Consider the following 22345-nt stretch of genomic DNA (forward strand, 5'->3'; position numbering starts at 1 on the left):
CTTAGGCCTCCTGGCTTGAAGTGAACGACACGATGAAGAAGAAGAGAGCCGCACATGGACTTCCTTCGCCCCGCCAGCTGGGAGGAGGCGCTCGCCGCTAAGGCCGAGTTCCCCACAGCTGTGCCGATTGCGGGTGGCACCGATGTGATGGTCGAGATCAACTTCGACCACCGCCGGCCGGAGTATCTCCTGGACCTGAACCGCATCGGTCTGCTGCGGGAGTGGGAGGTCGGCGAGGACGTGGTTCGTCTGGGCGCCTCCGTCCCGTACACGCAGATCATGGAGAACCTCCGGACGGAGCTCCCGGGTCTCGCGCTCGCCTCGCACACGGTCGCGTCCCCGCAGATCCGCAACCGCGGCGGTGTCGGCGGCAACCTCGGTTGCGCCTCGCCGGCCGGTGACTCCCACCCCGCGCTGCTCGCCGCCGGCGCGCAGGTCGAGGTGGAGTCCGTACGCGGCTCTCGCCTGATCCCGATCGACGAGTTCTACACCGGCGTCAAGCGCAACGCGCTCGCCGCCGACGAGCTCATCAAGACCATCCACATCGACAAGGCGGACGGTCCCCAGCAGTACTCCAAGGTCGGCTCCCGCAACGCGATGGTCATCGCGGTCTGCGCGTTCGGTCTGGCACTGCACCCGGAGACCCGCACGGTCCGCACCGGTATCGGTTCGGCCGCGCCGACCCCGATCCGTGCGAAGGCCGCCGAGGAGTTCCTGAACGCCGCGCTCGAAGAGGGCGGCTTCTGGGAGTCGGGCAAGGTCATCACCCCGTCGATCGCCAAGCAGTTCGGTGACCTCGCCTCCGGCGCGGCCAACCCGATCGACGACGTCCGCGGCACGGCGAAGTACCGCCGTCACGCGGTTGGCATCATGGCTCGCCGCCAGCTCGTCTGGACCTGGGAGCAGTACCGCGGTACCGGCAACGGCCGCTCGCTTGAAGGGGCTGCGTAATCATGCGCGTCAATTTCACGGTCAACGGCCGTCAGCAGGAAGCCGACGACGTGTGGGAGGGCGAGTCCCTCCTCTACGTCCTGCGCGAGCGCCTGGGCCTGCCGGGTTCGAAGAACGCCTGTGAGCAGGGCGAGTGCGGTTCCTGCACCGTCCGCCTCGACGGCGTGCCGGTCTGTTCCTGCCTGGTCGCGGCCGGCCAGGTCGAGGGTCGCGACGTCGTGACCGTCGAGGGCCTGGCGGAGTTCGCCAAGCAGCGCGAGGAGCACGGCCACGGCGGTGCCTGCGGCACCGGCGGCGGCTGCGGCGGCAAGGGCGGCGTCTCCCTGGACGCGGCCAAGCAGTGGCAGGCCAAGCCCGGCGACTCGCAGACCGGTGAGGGCGTCGAGCTCTCCACCATCCAGCAGGCGTTCATCGACGCCGGCGCCGTCCAGTGCGGTTTCTGCACCCCGGGCCTCCTGGTCCAGGCGGACGCGCTGCTCGAGGAGAACTCCTCCCCGTCCGACCAGGACATCCGTGAGGCCCTGTCCGGCAACCTCTGCCGCTGCACGGGCTACGAGAAGATCCTCGACGCGGTCCGCCTGGCGGCCGCCCGTCAGGCAGAGGCGGTCTGACCATGGCCCAGAACACGCGCACGGTTCCGGCGGGTACGCCGACCAACGTCACGCAGAAGCACACCAAGGGCGGCATCGGCGAGTCCACGCTCCGCCCGGACGGCACGCTCAAGGTGACCGGTGAGTTCGCGTACTCCTCGGACATGTGGCACGAGGACATGCTGTGGGGCCAGACCCTGCGCAGCACCGTCGCCCACGCCGAGATCGCGTCCATCGACATCTCCGAGGCCCTGGCCATGCCGGGCGTCTACTCGGTGCTGACGTACGACGACCTGCCGGCCGAGATGAAGAACTACGGCCTCGAGATCCAGGACACCCCGGTTCTCGCCAACGGCCGGGTACGCCACCACGGTGAGCCGGTCGCCCTCGTGGCCGCCGACCACCCGGAGACGGCCCGCCGCGCGGCCGCCAAGATCAAGATCGACTACCGTGAGCTGCCGGTCGTCACGGACGAGGCCTCCGCCCTCGCTCCCGACGCGCCGCTGATCCACGAGGGCCGCGACGACCACCACTCTGGTCACGTCCCGCACCCGAACATCGTGCACCGCCAGCCGATCATCCGCGGCAACGTGGAGGAGGCCCGCAAGCGCGCCGACGTCATCGTCGAGGGCGAGTACACCTTCGGCATGCAGGACCAGGCCTTCCTCGGCCCGGAGTCCGGCCTGGCCGTGCCGTCCGAGGACGGCGGTGTCGACCTCTACGTCGCCACCCAGTGGCTGCACTCGGACCTCAAGCAGATCGCCCCCGTCCTCGGTCTCCCCGAGGAGAAGGTGCGCATGACGCTCTCCGGCGTCGGCGGTGCCTTCGGCGGTCGCGAGGACATCTCGATGCAGATCCACGCCTGCCTGCTGGCCCTGGCCACGAACAAGCCGGTCAAGATCGTCTACAACCGGTTCGAGTCCTTCTTCGGCCACGTGCACCGCCACCCGGCGAAGCTCTACTACGAGCACGGCGCCACCAAGGACGGCAAGATCACGCACATGAAGTGCAAGATCGTGCTCGACGGCGGTGCCTACGCCTCGGCCTCCCCGGCCGTCGTCGGCAACGCGTCCTCCCTCTCGGTGGGCCCGTACGTCGTCGAAGACGTCGACATCGAGGCGATCGCGCTCTACACGAACAACCCGCCCTGCGGCGCGATGCGCGGCTTCGGCGCCGTCCAGGCCTGCTTCGCGTACGAGGCCCAGATGGACAAGCTCGCGGCGAAGCTGGGCATGGACCCGGTCGAGTTCCGCCAGCTGAACGCCATGGAGATGGGCACCATCATGCCCACCGGCCAGGTCGTGGACTCCCCGGCGCCGGTCGCCGAGCTGCTGCGCCGGGTCAAGTCCCGCCCGCTGCCGCCGGAGCGCCAGTGGGAGACCGCCGGCGAGGGCGCGGACGTCCGCGCGCTGCCGGGCGGCCTCTCCAACACCACCCACGGCGAGGGCGTCGTCCGCGGCGTCGGCTACGCGGTCGGCATCAAGAACGTCGGCTTCTCCGAGGGCTTCGACGACTACTCGACCGCCCGCGTGCGGCTCGAGGTCATCAACGGCGAGCCCGTCGCGATGGTCCACACGGCCATGGCGGAGGTCGGCCAGGGCGGCGTCACCGTCCACGCGCAGATCGCCCGTACCGAGCTGGGCGTCACGCAGGTGACCATCCACCCGGCCGACACGCAGGTCGGCTCCGCCGGTTCCACGTCCGCCTCGCGGCAGACGTACATGACCGGTGGCGCGGTGAAGAACACCTGTGAGGCCGTCCGCGAGAAGGTCCTGGAGATCGGCCGCCGCAAGAACGGCTCCTACCACCCCGCGTGGGCGACCGCCGAGCTGCTCCTCGAGGGCGGCAAGGTCGTCACCGACGGCGGCGAGGTCCTCGCGGACCTGGCGGACATCCTCGAGGGCGAGGACGCGATCGACCTGGAGCTGGAGTTCCGGCACCGGCCGACCGTCGCCTTCGACCTGAAGACCGGCCAGGGCGACGGCCACGTCCAGTACACCTTCGCCGCGCACCGCGCGGTCGTCGAGGTGGACACCGAGCTCGGCCTGGTCAAGGTCGTGGAGCTGGCGACCGCCCAGGACGTCGGCAAGGCCCTGAACATGCTCTCCGTGGTCGGCCAGATCCAGGGTGGTACCACCCAGGGCCTCGGCGTGGCGATCATGGAAGAGATCATCGTGGACCCGAAGACCGCGAAGGTGCGCAACCCCTCCTTCACGGACTACCTGATCCCGACCATCCTGGACACCCCGACCATCCCGGTCGACGTCCTGGAGCTCGCCGACCCGAACGCGCCGTACGGCCTTCGCGGTATGGGCGAGGCCCCGACCCTGTCGTCCACCCCGGCCGTCCTCGCGGCGATCCGGCAGGCGACCGGTCTGGAGCTCAACAAGACGCCGATCCGTCCGGAAGCCCTTACCGGGACCCTCTAGGACGGCGTGGTCCGGGGGCCGCGAGGCCCCCGGACCTCCTCAAACTCTCCGGGCGGTGCGACATGGGAACGTCACACTTCACACCGCGCCGCCCGGAGTACTCGAAGTACCGCACCGCTCGCGGTCCGCTTCACCCGGCAGTACCCCTGCAAGAACCCCCACGTAGTACCAGCGGTCACCCCCGCGCTACCCGCAGTACACGCAGTGCACCTTCGCGTCGCCTCGGGCCGTCACCCCGGGTCGTGCAGCCAACGCAGTTTCCCAAATCCCGCGTCTCCAATCTTTATGCGGGTGCCCCTTTGAACCTTGGGAGTTAGGCACCATGACCCAGTCGTCTGTGGAGCCCAAGACCACCGCGGAAGAGGCCGGCGACGGCTCTCGTCCCCCCGCGGGGCGTTCTTGGCTCGATCGGTACTTTCATATAACGCACAGAGGTTCCAACATCGGCAATGAAGTTCGTGGCGGTATCACGACCTTCATGGCGATGGCGTACATCCTCCTGCTCAACCCCCTGCTCCTCTCCGGCAAGGACGCCGCCGGCACCGTGATGGACGGATCGGCGATCATCACCGCCACCGCCTTCGCCGCGGCCGTCACCACCCTCCTCATGGGCTTCGTCGGCAAGGTGCCGCTGGCCCTCGCCGCCGGCCTGTCCGTCTCCGGCGTGCTGGCCTCGCAGGTAGCCCCCCAGATGACCTGGCCGCAGGCCATGGGCATGTGTGTGGTCTACGGCGTCGTGATCTGCCTCCTGGTCGTCACCGGCCTCCGGGAAATGATCATGAACGCGATCCCCCTCGCGCTCAAGCACGCCATCACCATGGGCATCGGCCTGTTCGTGGCCCTGATCGGCTTCGTGAAGGCCGGGTTCGTCGGCAACGGCGGGGAGTTCATGCCCCCCGTCCAGCTCGGCGCGACCGGTGAGCTGTCCGGCTGGCCCGTGCTGCTCTTCGCCGTCACCCTGATCGCCATCTTCATGCTCCAGGCCCGCAAGGTTCCCGGCGCGATCCTGATCGGCATCGTCGGCGGCACCGTGCTCGCCGCGATCCTCAACGCCATCGTGGACATCGACCCGAAGGCCTGGAAGAACGGTGCCCCGGAGCTCAGCGGCTCCGCGGTCTCGATGCCGGACTTCTCGCTCTTCGGTGACGTCTCCTTCGGCGGCTGGGGCGACGTCGGCTACATGACGGTCGGCATGATCGTCTTCACCCTGGTGCTCGCCGGCTTCTTCGACGCGATGGCCACCATCATCGGCGTCGGCACCGAGGCCAAGCTCGCCGACGACAAGGGCCGCATGCCGGGCCTGTCCAAGGCCCTGTTCATCGACGGCGCCGGTGGAGCCATCGGTGGCGTCTCGGGCGGCTCCGGCCAGACGGTATTCGTCGAGTCCGCGACCGGCGTCGGCGAGGGAGCCCGCACAGGTCTCGCCTCCGTCGTGACCGGCCTGTTCTTCGCCGCCTGCCTCTTCTTCACCCCGATCACGCAGATCGTCCCGGGTGAGGTCGCCTCCGCGGCGCTGGTCGTCATCGGCGCGATGATGATGCAGAACGCCCGCCACGTGGACTGGGCCGACAGCTCGACGGCGATCCCGGTCTTCCTGACCGTGGTGATCATGCCGTTCACCTACTCGATCACCGCCGGTGTCGCCGCGGGTGTCATCTCCTACGTCGCCATCAAGATCGCTCAGGGCAAGGCCCGTGAGATCGGCGGCTTCATGTGGGCGCTGACCGGAATCTTCCTGGTCTTCTTCGCGCTCCACCCGATCGAGGGCTGGCTCGGGGTCGGCTGACCCGCGCCGCAGCCGATCCGTACGGCTTGATCAGCTCGGCTCGATCCGTACCAAGAACCGCGCTCTTCACGTATCCGATACTGGAAACCGAACCTCTCCGAGGAGGCCCCCCATGCTGGACATCGCCGAAGAACTGAACCGGTGGGTCGAGCAGGGGCGTGACTTCGCCGTCGCCACCGTGGTGGCGGTCGGCGGGAGCGCGCCCCGGCAGCCCGGGGCCGCGCTCGCCGTCGACGGCGAGGGCACGGCCATCGGCTCGGTATCCGGTGGATGCGTGGAGGGCGCGGTGTACGAGCTGTGCCGACAGGCGCTGGAGGACGGCGAGACCGTCCGCGAGCGCTTCGGCTACAGCGACGACGATGCCTTCGCCGTGGGTCTGACCTGCGGCGGAATCATCGACATCCTGGTGACCCCGGTCCCCGTGGGCTCTCCCGTGCGGGAGGTGTTCGCGGCCGGTCTGGCCGCCGCCGCCCGTGGGGAGGCGGCGGCGGTCGCCCGCATCGCCGAGGGCCCCGCGGACCTGACCGGCGGAGCGCTCCTGGTCCGCCCGGACGGCTCGTACGAGGGCACGCTCCGTGCGCGGCCGCTGGGGGCACCTCCCAGCGGTAGCGGGGGGACCGACCCGGCCCCCGGCGCCGACGGCGCCCTCGGCGGACACCCCGAGCTGGACCGCGCCGTCGCCGAAGAGGCCCGGGCCATGCTCGACGCCGGCCGGACCGGCGTGCTGGAGATCGGCGCCGACGGCCGGCTCTGCGGAGAGCCGCTCAAGGTGCTGGTCGAGGCCAGCGTCCCGCCCCCGCGGATGATCGTCTTCGGTGCCATCGACTTCGCCTCCGCCCTCGTGCGCATCGGAAAGTTCCTCGGCTACCGGGTCACCGTCTGCGACGCGCGGCCCGTCTTCGCGACGAAGACCCGCTTCCCCGAGGCGGACGAGATCGTCGTCGACTGGCCGCACCGCTACCTGGAGTCGCAGTCCTCGGAGGGCTCGGTGGACGGCCGCACCGTCCTGTGCGTGCTCACCCACGACGCCAAGTTCGACGTCCCGCTCCTCGAACTGGCCCTCAGGCTGCCCGTCGCCTACGTCGGCGCCATGGGCTCCCGCCGCACCCACGAGGACCGCAACAAGCGGCTCCGCGAGGTCGGCGTGACCGAGCTCGAACTGGCCCGGCTGCGCTCCCCGATCGGCCTGGACCTCGGCGCCCGCTCCCCGGAGGAGACCGCGCTGTCCATCGGCGCAGAGATCGTCGCGAACCGCCGCGGCGGCAGCGGCGTCGCGCTGACCGGCGCGCACATCCCGATCCACCCCGATCCGCAGGGCGTCTCGAGCGCCGTGATCGGCCGGATCGGCTCCGTCGCTTGAAGGGCTGAACCGCGTACGTGAGGAAGGGCGCAACCCCCGAGACCGCTTAGGGGTTGCGCCCTTTTCGCGTTCCGCCTATTTTACCGGCCGGTAACAGGAGGCACCTTCTCCATCCCTTCCCCCCACCGGAGTTGAACGGATGTCACGTACCCTCCGCACCTTGGGCGCGCTCGCCGCGGCCACCCTGCTGTCCTCCCTCGCTCCCGGCGCGCCCGCCGCGGCCGCTCCCGGCGACGGCGGCCTGCGCGAGGTGCTCTTCGTCGGGAACAACTGGGAGGGGACCGCCGACGTCCTCGCCTCCACCGGCGATCTCGCCAAGGTCGGCCGGATCAACGTCATACCCGACAAGGAGGAGCGGCTGCGGGAGATCTACCTCAACCCGATCAAGCTCGGCTTCTTCCTCGGCATCCGGGAAACCGCCGGCGAGGGCCACGACCAGTTCGTGGACGACATGTACACCACCCCCGACGGCTCGGCCGTCGTCGCCTCCCGGCCCAGCTTCGCCGACGTCGTGTCCATCGACGTACGGACCGGGCGGATCAACTGGCGCTTCCCCGTGGCCGGTTACCGCGCCGACCACATGGCCGTCTCGCCCGACGGGACCCGGATCGCGGTATCGGCCTCCACCGCCGACACCGTGCACGTCCTCGACATCGCCACGGGCCGGCAGGTCGGCTCCTTCGGCACCGGCGACAAGCCCCACGAGAACAGCTTCACCGACGGCGGCCGCTACCTGTGGAACAGCTCCATCGGCGACGTGACCTCCGCCCTCGACGCGTCCTGGCTGGACTGGACGAAGGGCGACCGGAAGATCACGGTGGTGGACGCGCAGACCTTCCGCACGGTCAAGGTGATCGACATGCGCGAGCGGCTGGACGCCTTCGGCCGCCGGGACCTGTCCGACGCCGTGCGCCCCGTCTCCTTCAGCCCCGACGAGTCGAAGCTCTACTTCCAGGTGTCGTTCTTCAACGGCTTCCTGGAGTACGACGTGGCCGCCGACCGGATCACCCGCCTCAAGACCCTCCCCGAGAACCCGGCCACCAGCACCGACCGCACCAAGTGGGTCAACGACTCCCGCCACCACGGCATGTCGATGAGCCCCGACGGGACCAAGCTCTGCGTCGCCGGCACCATGGACGACTACGTGACCGTCGTGGACCGGGCCACCCTCACCGAGGGGCCGCTGGTGCCCGCCGACAAGCCGTACTGGGCCACCGTCGACGGCGACGGCACGGCCTGCGTGATCTCCGAGAGCGGTTCGGACCGGGTGACCGCCATCGACTTCGCCACCGGAGCCAAGCGGGTGTCCGTGCCCGTCGGCGACCACCCGCAACGCGTCCGGATCGGACACGTCCCGGCGGGCTGGACGGGTCCCACCACCGGGTGACGCGTGCGCGGCCGGGTGGACACACGGACCTGCGCGCCCGCTGCAAACTGGTCAAACGCGCAGATCCAGCCACTATGAGGTGACCGGTCCCCCGATGACCGATTAGTCTCGTGATCATGGTGGACATCCGCGAGGTACCCGAGGCCGACATCGACCGTGCTCTGGAGCTCGCGTACCTGGTCTTCAACGACCGGCCCGAGAAGGAGGGCCGCGAACGGCACCACGCCCTGCTGGAGCGCTGCAGCCGGATCGGCGCCTACGACGGCGACACCCTGGTCGGCTTCATGGCCGCCCACGACTTCCGGCTCTCGGTCCCCGGGGCAGACCTGCGCTGCCCCGGGCTCACCTTCGTCTCCGTCGCCCCCACCCACCGCCGCCGCGGCGTACTCACCGCCCTCATGGCCGAGCAGCTGCGGCGCGCCTCGGCCGCCGACAGCCCCCTCGCCGCCCTCTGGGCCTCCGAGGCCGCCATCTACGGCCGCTTCGGCTACGGCGGCGCGACCACCGGCGTCACCATCGAGATCGACTCCACCCGGCCGCTGCCCCTGCGCATCGCCCCGGACCGGCGTCCGCTGCGCCTCGTCGCCCCGGACGAGGCGCTCGCCGTCATCGGGCCCTTCCACGAGGCCGCCCGAGCCGGGCGGGCCGGCCGGCCGACCCGCAGCCCCGAGCGGTGGAGCCAGGAGTGGCTGGCCGAACAGGACGAGGACGACGAGGAGTTGAGCCCGCCGCGGATCATCGTCCTGGGCGACCCGGGGGAGCCCATCGCCGGCTACGTGCTCTACCGCACCAAGCCGGAGGACGACAGCGGGCCCGTCCGCACACCGGGCCTGGTCCGCGTGGAGGAGCTGGAGGCCGACACCCCGGCGGTCGCCGCCGCCCTGTGGGAGTGCCTCGCCGCCCTCGACCTCACCGGCCGGGTCACCGCCTGGGGCCGCCCGGCCGACGACCCGCTGCTGCACTTCGCCGCCGACCGGGACCAGGTGCGGGTCACCGGCCAGTTCCCGGCGCTCTGGCTGCGCCTGGTCGACGTACGGGCGGCGCTGACCGAGCGGTCCTGGGCCGCGCCGGTGGAACTGGTGCTGGAGCTGACCGACGTACGGCTGCCCGCGAACGCCGGGCGCTTCCGGCTGAAGGCCGGGCCGGGCGGGGCCGCGTACGAGCCCGCACGGGCGGCGCCGGACCTGGTCCTGGACGTACGGGAGCTGGCCGCCTGCTACCTGGGCGGGACCCGGGCCGTCGAGCTGGTCGCCGCCGGGCTGGTCGCCGAGCACACGCCCGGCGCGGCGGCGGCGCTGGACGCGGCTCTGCGGACCGATCTGCTGCCGCACACGAGCGACGAGTTCTGACCGGCGAAGCGGGGGCGGGCGCGGGGACCGCCTCCGCCTCCGGGCTCAGACGGGCAGCGAGATCCGGGCGGCCGACATGCCGAAACCGGAGTCCAGGACGCCGGTGGACAGCGCGTCGGGCAGCCCGTGCAGGTCCTGCGGGCGGTAACGGGCGATCTTCTGGTGCCAGTTGAGGATCGCGGCGTGCCAGTCCTTCAGCTCGCCGACGTACGCGTCCAGGGCGCCCCGCGCCTCGTCGCCGAGCTTCCAGTCGTCGTAGAGCAGCGGCAGCTGGTTCGCGACGATGTGCTCGAACTCCTCCGTGCGCTGGGTCATCAGCGCATGGCAGATGTGCAGCGCCTCCGCGTAGTCGATGTCGAAGAAGTTCCGTGTGACGAGGATGTAGTTGTGGACCTCGCCCTCGACCTCCACCTCCTTCTGGTAGGAGAAGACGTCGTTGATCAGGCAGGCGGCGTCCGCGACGGCGTTCTCCAGCGACCGGATCGTCCCCGAGGAGTAGATCTCCTCCGGAACGCCCCGCCCCTGGTGCCCCAGCCGGCACAGGTACATCGTGAGATAGGTGCCGAAGGTGCGGCGGCGCATCTCGGCGTAGTCCACCGGGTCCGGGATGCGGTTCTGGATCTGGTTGTCCACCTCCCACAGCCAGCTCTCCAGCATGTCCACCAGCGTGGCCCGGAACTCGGTGCGCTGCTGCGCGGACATGCCGGCGCTGGTGCGCACCCAGAGGTCGGCCAGCGCCCGCTCCATCGCCGTCGCCGGCTCCGGCTGGTCCGCGTGGTCGACGGGGATCATCGCGACGAGCCGCGCCGTGGTGGCCTTGGCCGCCGGCAGGTTCTTGGCCTGCGCGAACACCACCGGGTAGTAGTCGTCCCCGTAGGTGCCCCAGGTCAGCCAGGAGGCGTTGAGGGCCAGCTCCTCCGGGGTGGCGTCCGGGTCGAGTCCGGCCGAGCAGACCGCGAAGTCGTAGCCCCGCAGCTTGGCTTCGGTCCAGATCGCCGAGCCCGGGTCGCCGGGCTGGGGGTCGAGCAGGCCCATCCGCTTGGACCACGCCACCGATTCCTCGCGCGCGTGCGCGAGGTGGGGGCTGAGGTTCAGCTGGTGCGGCATGTAGATGTCGGGAATGACGGAAGGCCCCGTCTTCTCGAACGGGACGTGCGTGAAGGAGCGGCGCCGCATGTCCATCGAGCGCTGGGTGAAGACGGACCGCAGGTCGAGCGCGGCGGTGCCGAGCCCGGACGGGAGGAAGGGCAGGGTGAGCGGGGCGGTGGCCCGGGCCTCCTTGTTCATGTAGCGGCTGGAGACCATGTGCCACTCGTGGCCGCCCGACTGCCAGTCCTGCAGGCCCTTGGCGTAGGCGAGGACGGCGGCGATCTCGGCCGGGTTCATGGCGTGGTCGGCGAAGAGCTGGGGGAGCTCGCCGAGCGCGGTCTGCTCGAACTGCTGGAGGCGGGAGGTGAGCAGGTCATTGGAGGACTCAGCGGCCTCCTGGGTGGTGCAGCCGAGGAAGGTCTCCAACACCAGGATCGCGTTGGAGAGTTCACCCTCGTCGGCGACCTCGCGCTGGTAGGAGAAGATGTCGTTCCTGATGTGCACGGCGTCGGAGAAGGCGTCGCGGAGCACGCCGAGCGGCCGCGAGTGCGCCACGCGGGCCGGGACCTCGGCGGAGACGTACTCGATCAGGCCGGCGGACCAGGGGGCGCCGCCCACCTTGCGGCGCATCTCGATGTACTCGAGGGGGTTCGCCACGCGTCCGATGTTGATGTTGGCCAGTTCCCACATGGACTCGTTGAGGAGGTTCTTCGTGGACTCGGAGAACCGTTCCCTCCAGTCCACCGACATGGCAGGAACGGTACGCCGCCAGAGGTCCGCGAGGCCCGCCTCCACGGGGTTGGTGGGCTCGGGGAAGCCGTCGGCCAGATCCATCGGCATGAAGGCGGCGAGCCTGTCGAGGTAGTCCTTGGCCCCGTCGCGGTCCTGCGAGCGCTTGTACATCTCCAGGAAGTGGTCGTCGAAGAAGAAGACCCAGACGTACCAGTCGGTGACCAGCGACAGCGCCTCGCTGTCGCAGTCGGGGTGGGTGTACGAGCACAGCAGCGCGTAGTCGTGCGAGTCGAGGTCTCTCTCCTCCCAGACGCCGGAACCTTCCAGCATCCCGAGTGCGCGCGCCCATTGCTTGGTGTGGACCCTCGCGTCCTCCAGGTGGGGGTTCAGTCGCGCCGGATAAGGCACATAGAAATCCGGCAGTTGAAACGGCTGCGTCACGGCAGGGCCGGCCTTTCGTCCATGGGTGCGGGGGCCGGTGGGCCCGGCCCCCGCACGAGATCAGCAGTGCCCTACCCCTGGTGGCCTTGGGATAAGGGGGAGTTCACTGCTTCAGGTGACGGACGGGTCGTTCAGCGGCGCGGCCGCCTGGCAGGGGATAGGGACCTCTCGCCCGGACGTGTCGCTGTCGCGGTACTGGGCGGCCTGGATCCGGAACATGGTGGCGTAGCGGCCGCCCAGGGCCAGCAGCTCCTCGTGGCCGCCCTGTTCGACGAGCCGCCCCTCGTGCAGCACGTAGATCACGTCGGCGTACCGCACCCCCGACATGCGGTGGGTGACCAGGACGACCGCGCGCTGCGGGCCGGCCAGGCCGCGGATGCTGTCGAAGGCGGCGATCTCCGCCTCCGGGTCCAGCGCCGAAGTGGGCTCGTCCACGACCAGCACGCGCGCGTCGCGGAAGCGGGTGCGGGCCAGTCCGAACGTCTGCCACTGGCCGCCGGACAGCTCCGACGCACCCCTGAACATGCGGGCGAGCAGCGTCTCGTAGCCGTGCGGGAGCTTCTCGACGACCCGGTCGGCGCCCGCGTACCGGGCCGCGGCCGCCACGCCGGCGGTCTGCTCCGGGGAGCCGTCCTCGCTCCCGGTGCCGGGCCGGCCGATGGCGATGTTGGTACGGGCGGTCACCGGCCAGCGCTCGAAGTCCTGGGTGAGCAGCGAGACCCGGTCGAAGACCTGCTCCCGGTCGGCCTCCCGTACGTCGACCCCGTCCCAGGTCAGCGTGCCGGAGTCGGGCAGGTGCAGACCGGCGAGGAGTTTGACGAGGGTGCTCTTGCCGGAGCCGTTCTCGCCGACGAGGGCGACGACGGTGCCCGCCTCGATGGTGAGGGAGACGCCGCTCAGGGCCGGCTCTTCGCGGTCCGGGTAGCTGAAGGAGACGTCTTCGAGCCGCAGCGTGCCGAGCCGCTCGGGCAGGGGCGCTCCGCCGGCCGGGACGGCGCGGCGGCCGGCCTCGGCGACGAACCGTTCCAAGTCCCTCACGTACAGGGACTCCTCGTGCAGGGTGTTGGTGGTGGCGACGAGGGAGCCGAGGCTGGCCGAGCCGGTGCGCACCGCGATCACGGCGGTGCCGGCGACGGCGAGGTCCATCCGGCCGGTGACGATGAGCACGCCCATCGCCGTGTAGGTGACGAGGGCCGCGACGCCGGAGAGCGCGGCGGCGAGCAGTTCGGTGGCCGCCTTGTCCTTGGCGAGGCGGGTGGCCTCGCCCTCGGCGTGCTCGGCCATGTTGCGGTAGTGGCCGAGGAGGTAGCGCCCGACTCCGTGCACCCGCACCTCGGGGGCCGACGTACGGGAGATCAGCAGCTGGCCGATGAGGCGGGCGGCGCGGACGTGTTCCACCCAGGTGATCATGGAGAGGTAGCGGCGCTGGGCCACCCGCATCGCGCCCCAGCCGCGCGGGGCGGCGATCAGCAGCAGCATGGGCAGCAGCAGCGGGTGCAGCACGGTGAGCACCCCGGCGGTGGCGACCAGCGAGATCAGCCCGCCGAGGGTGGCCACGCAGGCCCCGACGGTCCGGCGGGCCGACGGCGGACCCCACTGGGCGCTGTCGAGCAGCCGCCGGAACTCCCCGTCCTCGATGGCCTCGAGCTCCACCTCGACGGCCGCCTTGAGGTACTGCTCGTGCGCGGCCCGCTCCACCTTGGGCTCCAGCCGCCCGGCGGCCGCCGTGGACCACGAGGCCAGTACGGCGCCCAGTACGGCGACCAGCGCGCCCGCGGCGAGGGCGGGCAGGGCGCCGTGCAGCCGGTCGGCGGCGCTGCCCGCCCCGAGCAGCGTGCGGAGCACCCGGCTCAGGACGAGCAGCCCGACGGCGGAGGTGACTCCCTGCCCGGCCTCGGCGAAGGCGACGGTGAGCAGCGCCCGCCGGTCGGTGTCCCAGGCGAGCCGCATCGTCCCGCCGGCCATCCGGGGCATGGAGCGCAGGGTGGTCAGGAGCCGGCTCTCCAGCCGGGCGTAGTCGTGGTTGGCCCAGCCGGCGTCGTACCGCAGGGGCCCGCCGAAGAGCCGCCGCTCACTCTCGGAGACGGCCGGCTCGGCGGGCGCGGGCCGCTTGAGCAGCCTGATGCGCAGACTCATCCGCGGCCACCCCCGCCCGCTGCCGGGTCGAACGCCACATGAACGTGCACGGATCGCAAGATTCCTCCCGAGGTGCCGCGGCCGCGAACTGACGACGCAAGAACGTGGCTGCTCAGAGCGGCGTCACGGGGCGCGGGGAGCGAAAGCCCGCACAGATGTCCTGCCCGGCCGGGGCCGCTGAGAAAGGCCCCGTTCGAATCACCCGCAGGTGTCGATGCCCCCCTTCGAGGGATTGCGCGCAGCCCCGGCGGCTGCGGGACGTCGCCGACGGCCCGTGGGCATGACGGCGAGAAGGCCGGCCTCCTCGCCCTTTGGGTGGGTGAGGGGGCCGGCCTTCGTGTGCGGCGCCGGGGGTCGGGGTGCCGGCGTTGCTAGTCGGACTCGCCTTCCAGGTTGCCTTCCGTGTCCAGGTAGACCTGGCGGAGGGATTCGAGGATCTGGGGGTCCGGCTTTTCCCACATGCCGCGGGATTCGGCCTCGAGGAGGCGTTCCGCGATGCCGTGCAGGGCCCAGGGATTGGCCGCTTCGAGGAAGGCGCGGTTCTCCGGGTCCAGGACGTAGGTCTCCGTGAGTTTGTCGTACATCCAGTCCGCGACCACGCCCGTCGTGGCGTCGTAGCCGAAGAGGTAGTCGACCGTGGCGGCGAGTTCGAAGGCGCCCTTGTAGCCGTGGCGGCGCATCGCCTCGATCCACTTGGGGTTCACGACGCGGGCGCGGAAGACGCGGGACGTTTCCTCGACCAAGGTGCGGGTCTTGACCGTTTCGGGGCGGGTCGAGTCGCCGATGTACGCCTCGGGGGCCGTGCCGCGCAGGGCGCGGACCGTGGCCACCATGCCGCCGTGGTACTGGAAGTAGTCGTCCGAGTCGGCGATGTCGTGTTCGCGGGTGTCCGTGTTCTTTGCGGCGACGGTGATGCGCTTGTAGGCGGTTTCCATCTCGTCGCGGGCCGGGCGGCCCTCCAGTCCGCGGCCGTACGCGTAGCCGCCCCAGACCGTGTAGACCTCGGCCAGGTCGGCGTCCGTGCGCCAGTCGCGGCTGTCGATCAGCTGGAGGATGCCCGCGCCGTAGGTGCCCGGGCGGGAGCCGAAGATGCGGGTCGTGGCACGCCGTTCGTCGCCGTGCAGAGCGATGTCCGCCTGGGCGTGCGCGCGGATGTAGTTGTCCGAGGCCGGCTCGTCGAGGGACGCCGCCAGCCGGACCGCGTCGTCCAGGAGGCCGATGACGTGCGGGAACGCGTCGCGAAAGAAGCCCGAAATGCGGAGGGTGACGTCGATGCGGGGGCGGCCGAGTTCGGCGAGGGGGATGGCTTCCAGGCCGGTGACGCGGCGCGAGGCCTCGTCCCACACCGGGCGGATGCCGAGGAGGGAGAGGGCTTCCGCGACGTCGTCGCCCGCCGTGCGCATCGCGCTCGTGCCCCAGAGGGAGAGGCCGACGGAGGCCGGCCACTCGCCGTTGTCCGTGCGGTAGCGGGTGAGGAGGGACTCAGCCAGGGCCTGGCCCGTCTCCCACGCGAGGCGGGAGGGGACGGCCTTGGGGTCGACCGAGTAGAAGTTGCGGCCCGTCGGCAGGACGTTGACCAGGCCGCGGAGAGGGGAGCCGGAGGGGCCCGCCGGGATGAACGAGCCGTCCAGGGCCGACACGACGTGCGCGATCTCGTCCGTGGTGCCGGCCAGGCGCGGGACCACCTCGCGGGCCGCGAAGGACAGGACCGCCGCGACCTCCGCGGAATGGCCCGCCGCGACCGAGGGGACGGCGTCCAGGGACCAGTTCGCGTCCTCCATCGCCTGGACCAGGGCGCGGGCCTGTTCCTCCACGGCGTCCGCCGAGGTGCGGGTGGCCGCCGACTCGTCGAGGCCCAGGGCCTCGCGCAGGCCCGGGAGCGCCGTCGTACCGCCCCAGATCTGACGGGCGCGGAGGATGGCGAGGACCAGGTTGACGCGGGACGCGCCGGTCGGGGCGCCGCCGAGGACGTGCAGCCCGTCGCGGATCTGGGCGTCCTTGACCTCGCACAGCCAGCCGTCGACGTGGAGGAGGAAGTCGTCGAAGCCGTCGTCGTCGGGGCGTTCGGCCAGGCCCAGGTCGTGGTCGAGCTTCGCGGCCTGGATCAGGGTCCAGATCTGGGCGCGGATGGCCGGGAGTTTGGCCGGGTCCATCGCGGAGATCTGCGCGTACTCGTCCAGGTGCTGTTCCAGGCGGGCGATGTCGCCGTAGGACTCGGCCCGGGCCATGGGGGGGACCAGGTGGTCGATGAGGGTCGCGTGCACGCGGCGCTTGGCCTGCGTGCCTTCTCCCGGGTCGTTGACCAGGAACGGGTAGATGAGGGGGAGGTCGCCGAGGGCCGCGTCGGGCGCGCAGGAGGCGGACAGGCCGGCGTTCTTGCCCGGGAGCCATTCGAGGTTGCCGTGCTTGCCCAGGTGGATCATCGCGTCGGCGCCGAAGCCGCCGTCCGCGGCGCTCGCCTGGATCCAGCGGTACGCGGCCAGGTAGTGGTGCGACGGGGGGAGGTCCGGGTCGTGGTAGATCGCGATCGGGTTCTCGCCGAAGCCGCGCGGCGGCTGGATGAGGATGAGGAGGTTCCCGCGGCGCAGGGCGGCCAGGACGATGTCGCCCTCGGGGTTGGACGAGCGGTCGACGAACATCGAGCCGGGGGCCTCGCCCCAGTGCTCCTCGACGTTCGCACGGAGGTCGGCGGGGAGTTCGGCGAACCAGCGCTTGTAGTCCGCGGCCGGGATGCGGACCGGGTTGCGGGCCAGCTGCTCCTCGGTGAGCCAGTCCTGGTCGTGGCCGCCGGCCTCGATCAGGGCGCGGATCAGCTCGTCGCCGTCGCCGGACACCAGGCCCGGGATCTCGGGGACCGGGCCGAAGTCGTAGCCCTCGGCGATCAGGGTGCGGAGGAGCTCCACCGCGCTGGCCGGGGTGTCCAGGCCCACCGCGTTGCCGATGCGGGAGTGCTTGGTGGGGTACGCGGAGAGGACGAGGGCGATGCGCTTGTCGCGGCGCTCGATGTGGCGCAGGCGCGCGTGGCGCACGGCGATGCCGGCTACGCGGGCGGCGCGCTCGGGGTCGGCCACGTAGGCGGGCAGGCCGTCCTCGTCGAGCTCCTTGAAGGAGAACGGGACGGTGATCAGGCGGCCGTCGAACTCCGGTACGGCGACCTGGGTGGCGGCGTCGAGGGGGGACAGGCCCTCGTCGTTCTCCTCCCAGGTGGAGCGGGAACCGGTCAGGCAGAGGGCCTGGAGGATCGGCACGCCGAGGGCGGCGAGGGCGCCGGCGTCCCAGGACTCGTCGTCACCGCCGGCGGAGGCGGTGGCGGGGCGGGTGCCGCCGGCCGCGAGGACCGTCGTGATGACGGCGTCGACGCCGGACAGTGCGGCGAGGAGCTCCGGCTCCGGGGTGCGGAGGGAGGAGACGTAGAGGGGGAGCGGCTGCGCGCCGTGGGCCTCGATGGCCTCGCACAGGGCGTGTACGAAGGCGGTGTTGCCGCTCATCTGGTGGGCGCGGTAGTAGAGCACGGCGATGGGGGGGCCGGCTGAGGTGTGGGGAGCGCGCTCCAGGGGGCCCCAGGTGGGGGAGGCGGCCGGCGGCTCGAAGCCGTGGCCGGTGAGGAGGACGGTGTCGGAGAGGAAGCGGGCCAGCTGGTCGAGGTTGGCGGGGCCGCCGTGCGCGAGGTAGCCGTGGGCCTCGGCCGCGATGCCGATCGGCACCGTGGAGGCCTCCATCAGCTGGGCGTCCGGGGCCTGTTCGCCGGTCAGTACCACGACCGGGCGGGTCTGGCCGGGGGCGAGGAGGAGGTCGAGGCCCTCCTGCCAGGCGCGCAGGCCGCCGAGGAGGCGTACGACGACCAGGTCGACGCCGTCGAGGAGGCCGGGGAGGTCGTCGAGGGGAAGGCGGGAGGGGTTCGCGAACCGGTACGGGACGGGGCCGTCGGCCGTGTTCGCGGCACGGGCGCTGAGCAGATCGGTGTCGGACGTCGACAGCAGCAGGATCATGCGGCGGCAGGCCTTCCTCGGGGTTTCCGCGCCCCGGGCAGTGAGGACGGCGGGAGTTCCTGACTCACCCCGGCCGAGCGGGTCGCTCCGCGGGGTTCACAGTGGCGGGACCGCGCCGGAATTGCACCGGGCTTCCTCCCATGTCGCCGTCCTCGGCGATGGCGGGCCGTGTGGCGCCGCCGGGGATCATCCTACGGGGGCGCGTGCCGTTGCCGGGAGGGTGGGGGTGGTCGGGTTCGCGCCGGTGCGGGGGTTGGGGGCTCGGGCGTTCCCGGGGTCGGGGGTGGCGTGGGCGGTCGGGAGCCGGGGCGGTCGGGTGCGGGGCCGTTGCCGGGGCTCCGCCGTGCCCCTGCCGGTGGGGCTGGATCGGGCTCGGTGGGGCGGAGTCGGGTGCGGCGCCGTTGCGGGGGCTCTGCCCCCGGGCCCCCGCGCCTCAAACGCCGGCGGGGCTGGATGGGGCCCGGTGGAGCTGGGTTGGCGAGGTAGGGCTGGGTGGGGTCCGGTGGGGCGGGGTTGTGTCCGGCGGGGCGGATGGGGTCCGGTGGGCCGGGGGGTTGGCGAGGTAGGGCTGGGTGGGGTCCGGTGGGGCTGGGTTGTGTCCGGTGGGGCTGGATGGGGTCCGGTGGGGCGGGGTTGGCGGGGTGCGGCTGGATTGGGGTGGTGGGGCCGGATTGGGCTGGTCGGAGGGGGTGGGGTGGTGACGGACACAGGTCGGGGGGAGGGAATCGTGGGTATGCTCGCCGCCATGTCACAGCCCCCTGCCGCCGCATCGCGGGACGAGCCCGTCATACGGGAGCGCGGTGACGCCTGCCCTGGCGCGCTGCGGCTGCATGCCGCGGACGACGGGTTCCTCGCGCGGGTGCGGATACCCGGCGGGCTGCTCAGCGCCTCGCAGGCCGCCGCGCTGGCCGTGGCCGCCGACCGGTTCGGGGACGGGCACCTGGAGCTGACCTCGCGGGGGAACGTGCAGCTGCGCGGGCTCCCCGACGGCTGCGGCGCCGGGCTCGCCGAGCTGCTCGACGGGGCCGGGCTGCTGCCCGCCCCGTCCCACGAGCGGGTCCGGAACATCGTCGCGACCCCGCTCGCCGACCCCGGCCCGGTGCGGGCGCTGGACGCGCTGCTCTGTGCGGACCCGAAGGCCGCCGCCCTGTCCGGGCGGTTCCTGTTCGCCGTCGATGACGGACGGGGTGACGTGGCCGCGCTCGAACCCGACGTCACCCTGCTCGGCCCGGACGCGGGCGGCCGTACGCTGCTGCGCCTAGGGTCGGCCCGCGACGCCGTCGAGGTCGCGGAAGAGGACGCGCCCGGGGCCGCCCTGGTGGCCGCCCACCTGTTCCTCGACGCCGCCGCCGACGCAGGTACGCGGGCGTGGCGTGTCGTCGAGTTGCCCCCCGAACACGCGCTCGGGGAGGCCGAGTTCGTGCGCCGGCTCGCCGCCTCGGGCATCGCCGCGCGGTACGTGCCCGACGCGCCCCGGCCGTACGCGCCGCCGCCCGCGCCCGGGATGCACGCGGACGCGCTGTGCGTACTGGTCCCCCTGGGGCGGCTCACCACCGCCCAATGGCGGACCCTGCCCGGCGAGTTGCGGATTACCCCGTGGCGCAGCATCGTCGTCGGCGGCGAGGCCCCGGCCGTCCACGCCGGCCTGGTCACCGACCCCGGCGATCCCTGGCGGTCCGTCACCGGCTGTACGGGAAAGCCCGGTTGCGCCAAGTCCCTTGCGGACGTGCGCGCCGACGCGCGAGACGTCGTACGGCGGACGCGCGGAGCGCTGCCCGTGCACTGGTCCGGGTGTGAACGCCGCTGCGGGCACCCGCGCGGCACCGCCTGGGTGGACGTGGTCGCGACTCCGGGCGGGTACCGGGTCGGCGCCCCCGGCCGGCCCGCACGGCACGACGTACCGGCCCCCGAACTTCCCGCGGTCCTCGCGGACGCCCGCATCGATCCCGACGTAGTGAAGAAATGAGCGAGTACACAGTGTTCGAGTACGAGAAGGACGGCGCCTCGATCTACCGCCAGTCCTTTGCCACGATCCGCGCCGAGGCGGACCTCTCCGGGCTGCCCGCCTCCGTCGCCCAGGTCGCGGTGCGCATGATTCACGCCTGCGGGATGACCGACCTGACGAAGGACCTCGGGTACACGCCCGAGGTGGTGCTGCGGGCCCGGGCCGCGCTCGAGGCGGGGGCGCCGATCCTGTGCGACGTGCAGATGGTCGCCAGCGGGGTCACCCGCAAGCGGCTGCCCGCCGACAACGAGGTGATCTGCACGCTGTCCGACCCGGCGGTGCCGGAGCTCGCCGCGAAGATGGGGACCACGCGCAGCGCGGCCGCGCTCGAAGTCTGGCGCGACCGGGGTCTGTTGGAGGGCTCGGTCATCGCCGTCGGCAATGCGCCGACCGCGCTGTTCCGGCTGCTCGAGATGATCGAGGAGGGGGCCCCGCGTCCCGCCGCCGTCATCGGTGTGCCCGTCGGCTTCATCGGCGCCGCCGAATCCAAGGACGCCCTCGCCGCGCACGCCTCCGGGCTCGACCACCTGGTCGTGCGCGGGCGGCGGGGCGGCAGCGCCATCGCCGCCGCCGCGGTCAACGCCATTGCGAGCGTGGCCGAATGAGCGAGATGAGCGGCAAGGGGAGGCTGTACGGGGTCGGGCTGGGGCCCGGCGATCCGAAGCTGATGACCTTGCGGGCCGTCGAGGTGATCGGCGCGGCGGATGTCGTGGCCTATCACAGTGCGCGGCACGGGCGGTCCATCGCCCGGTCGATCGCCGCGGAGCACCTGCGGGAGCACCAGATCGAGGAACCGCTGGTCTATCCGGTCACCACCGAGACCACCGACCACCCCGGCGGCTACCAGGGCGCGATGGAGGAGTTCTACGAGTCCGCCGCCGCCCGGCTGGCCGTGCACCTCGACGCCGGCCGGACCGTCGCCGTCCTCGCCGAGGGCGATCCGCTCTTCTACAGCTCGTACATGCACATGCACAAGCGGCTCGCGCACCGGTACGAGACCGAGGTGATCCCCGGTGTGACGTCGGTGAGCGCCGCCGCCGCCCGGCTCGGCACCCCGCTCGTGGAGGGCGAGGAGGTGCTGACCATCCTCCCCGGCACCCTGCCCGAGGAGGAGCTCACCGCCCGCCTGGCGGCCACCGACTCGGCGGTCGTGATGAAGCTCGGCCGGACCTTCCCCGCCGTGCGCGGGGCGATGGAGCGCAGCGGCCGGCTGGCCGAGGCCCGTTACGTCGAGCGCGCCACCATGGCCGGCGAGCGGACCGGGATCCTGGCGGAGACCGACCCGGAGTCCGTGCCGTACTTCGCCGTCGCCGTCGTGCCCAGCCGGATCGGCAACCCGGGCAGCGTGCCGTCCGGCCCCGGCGAGGTCGTGGTCGTCGGCACCGGACCCGCCGGGCCGCTGTGGCTGACCCCCGAGACCCGGCGGGCGCTGGCCGACGCCGAGGTGCTCGTCGGCTACACCACCTACCTGGACCGGGTCCCGGTCAAGCCGGGCCAGATCCGGCACGGCTCCGACAACAAGGTGGAGTCCGAGCGCGCCGAGTTCGCCCTCGACCTCGCCCGGCGCGGGCAGCGGGTGGCCGTGGTCTCCGGCGGCGACCCCGGGGTCTTCGCCATGGCCACGGCGGTCCTGGAGGTCGCCGGGCAGGCCGAGTACAAGGACGTGCCCGTACGGGTCCTGCCGGGGGTGACCGCGGCCAACGCGGCGGCCGCCGCGGCCGGCGCCCCGCTCGGCCACGACTACGCCACCATCTCCCTCTCGGACCGGCTCAAGCCCTGGGAGGTCATCGCGGAGCGGCTGCGCGCCGCGGCCTCGGCGGACCTGGTCCTCGCCCTGTACAACCCCGGCTCGCGCAGCCGGACGTGGCAGGTGGCGAAGGCCCGCGAGCTGCTGCTGGAACTGCGCGCCCCCGAGACCCCGGTGGTCGTCGCCCGGGACGTGGGCGGGCCGGAGCAGTCGGTGCGGACCGTCACCCTCGCCGAACTGGAGCCGTCCGAGGTGGACATGCGCACGCTCCTGCTGATCGGGTCCTCGCAGACGCAGGTCACCGAGCGGGCCGACGGCTCGCGGATCACGTGGACGCCGCGCCGGTACCCGTGA

At 72.0% G+C, this 22345-nt stretch carries 13 protein-coding genes and 1 riboswitch; of the genes, 10 read left to right on the forward strand and 3 right to left on the reverse strand.

What is annotated here, in order from left to right; all coding sequences use genetic code 11:
- Nucleotides 1–54 precede the first annotated feature (54 nt).
- The 7 genes from ACIPUC_RS24735 (at nucleotide 55) to ACIPUC_RS24765 (ending at nucleotide 9852) form a co-directional block, all read left to right on the forward strand.
- The gene (locus tag ACIPUC_RS24735) at nucleotides 55–951 is read left to right on the forward strand and encodes an FAD binding domain-containing protein (RefSeq protein WP_215146374.1); all 897 of its coding nucleotides are present in this window, start codon (nucleotides 55–57) and stop codon (nucleotides 949–951) included.
- A 2-nt stretch (nucleotides 952–953) separates the two neighbouring features.
- Nucleotides 954–1562 (forward strand): (2Fe-2S)-binding protein, encoded by a 609-nt coding sequence (locus ACIPUC_RS24740; RefSeq protein WP_446592216.1) that lies wholly within the window; start codon nucleotides 954–956, stop codon nucleotides 1560–1562.
- 2 nt (nucleotides 1563–1564) lie between these two features.
- Nucleotides 1565–3970, forward strand: a complete 2406-nt coding sequence (pucD, locus tag ACIPUC_RS24745) for a xanthine dehydrogenase subunit D (protein WP_446592218.1) — start codon at nucleotides 1565–1567, stop codon at nucleotides 3968–3970.
- A 322-nt stretch (nucleotides 3971–4292) separates the two neighbouring features.
- Entirely contained in the window at nucleotides 4293–5756 is a 1464-nt protein-coding gene (locus ACIPUC_RS24750; protein ID WP_446592220.1) for an NCS2 family permease, read from the forward strand.
- Between the two features lie 112 nt (nucleotides 5757–5868).
- Nucleotides 5869–7116: an XdhC family protein gene (locus ACIPUC_RS24755; RefSeq protein WP_446592222.1), complete on the forward strand. Its 1248-nt coding sequence runs from the start codon at nucleotides 5869–5871 to the stop codon at nucleotides 7114–7116.
- A gap of 139 nt (nucleotides 7117–7255) precedes the next feature.
- Nucleotides 7256–8503, forward strand: coding sequence for a YncE family protein (locus ACIPUC_RS24760; RefSeq protein ID WP_446592224.1), 1248 nt, complete (start codon nucleotides 7256–7258; stop codon nucleotides 8501–8503).
- Nucleotides 8504–8619: 116 nt separating this feature from the next.
- Complete coding sequence (locus ACIPUC_RS24765) at nucleotides 8620–9852, forward strand: GNAT family N-acetyltransferase (RefSeq protein WP_446592225.1); 1233 nt, start codon at nucleotides 8620–8622, stop codon at nucleotides 9850–9852.
- 45 nt (nucleotides 9853–9897) lie between these two features.
- Here the strand turns inward: ACIPUC_RS24765 and ACIPUC_RS24770 are convergent, their stop codons facing one another.
- From ACIPUC_RS24770 to cobN, 3 genes are all read right to left on the reverse strand, one after another.
- Entirely contained in the window at nucleotides 9898–12114 is a 2217-nt protein-coding gene (locus ACIPUC_RS24770; RefSeq protein WP_446592227.1) for a terpene synthase family protein, read from the reverse strand.
- A 111-nt stretch (nucleotides 12115–12225) separates the two neighbouring features.
- Complete coding sequence (locus ACIPUC_RS24775) at nucleotides 12226–14250, reverse strand: ATP-binding cassette domain-containing protein (RefSeq protein WP_446592229.1); 2025 nt, start codon at nucleotides 14248–14250, stop codon at nucleotides 12226–12228.
- Nucleotides 14251–14621: 371 nt separating this feature from the next.
- Complete coding sequence (gene cobN, locus ACIPUC_RS24780; protein ID WP_446592231.1) at nucleotides 14622–18239, reverse strand: cobaltochelatase subunit CobN; 3618 nt, start codon at nucleotides 18237–18239, stop codon at nucleotides 14622–14624.
- Between the two features lie 53 nt (nucleotides 18240–18292).
- Nucleotides 18293–18398: riboswitch (cobalamin riboswitch) on the reverse strand.
- 574 nt (nucleotides 18399–18972) lie between these two features.
- On the opposite strand from cobN, the gene ACIPUC_RS24785 reads away from it, so the two are divergent.
- The 3 genes from ACIPUC_RS24785 to ACIPUC_RS24795 are packed head-to-tail and all read left to right on the forward strand — an operon-like array spanning nucleotide 18973 to nucleotide 22345.
- A complete protein-coding gene (locus ACIPUC_RS24785; RefSeq protein ID WP_446592286.1) occupies nucleotides 18973–20205 on the forward strand; it encodes a cobalamin biosynthesis protein CobG in 1233 nt (410 codons plus the stop codon).
- Nucleotides 20202–20849 (forward strand): precorrin-8X methylmutase, encoded by a 648-nt coding sequence (locus ACIPUC_RS24790; RefSeq protein ID WP_446592233.1) that lies wholly within the window; start codon nucleotides 20202–20204, stop codon nucleotides 20847–20849. Before ACIPUC_RS24785 ends, ACIPUC_RS24790 begins: the two co-directional genes overlap by 4 nt.
- The gene (locus ACIPUC_RS24795; RefSeq protein ID WP_446592235.1) at nucleotides 20846–22345 is read left to right on the forward strand and encodes a precorrin-2 C(20)-methyltransferase; all 1500 of its coding nucleotides are present in this window, start codon (nucleotides 20846–20848) and stop codon (nucleotides 22343–22345) included. The genes ACIPUC_RS24790 and ACIPUC_RS24795 overlap by 4 nt, the downstream gene beginning before the upstream one ends.

The organism is Streptomyces sp. LARHCF249, assembly GCF_052871255.1.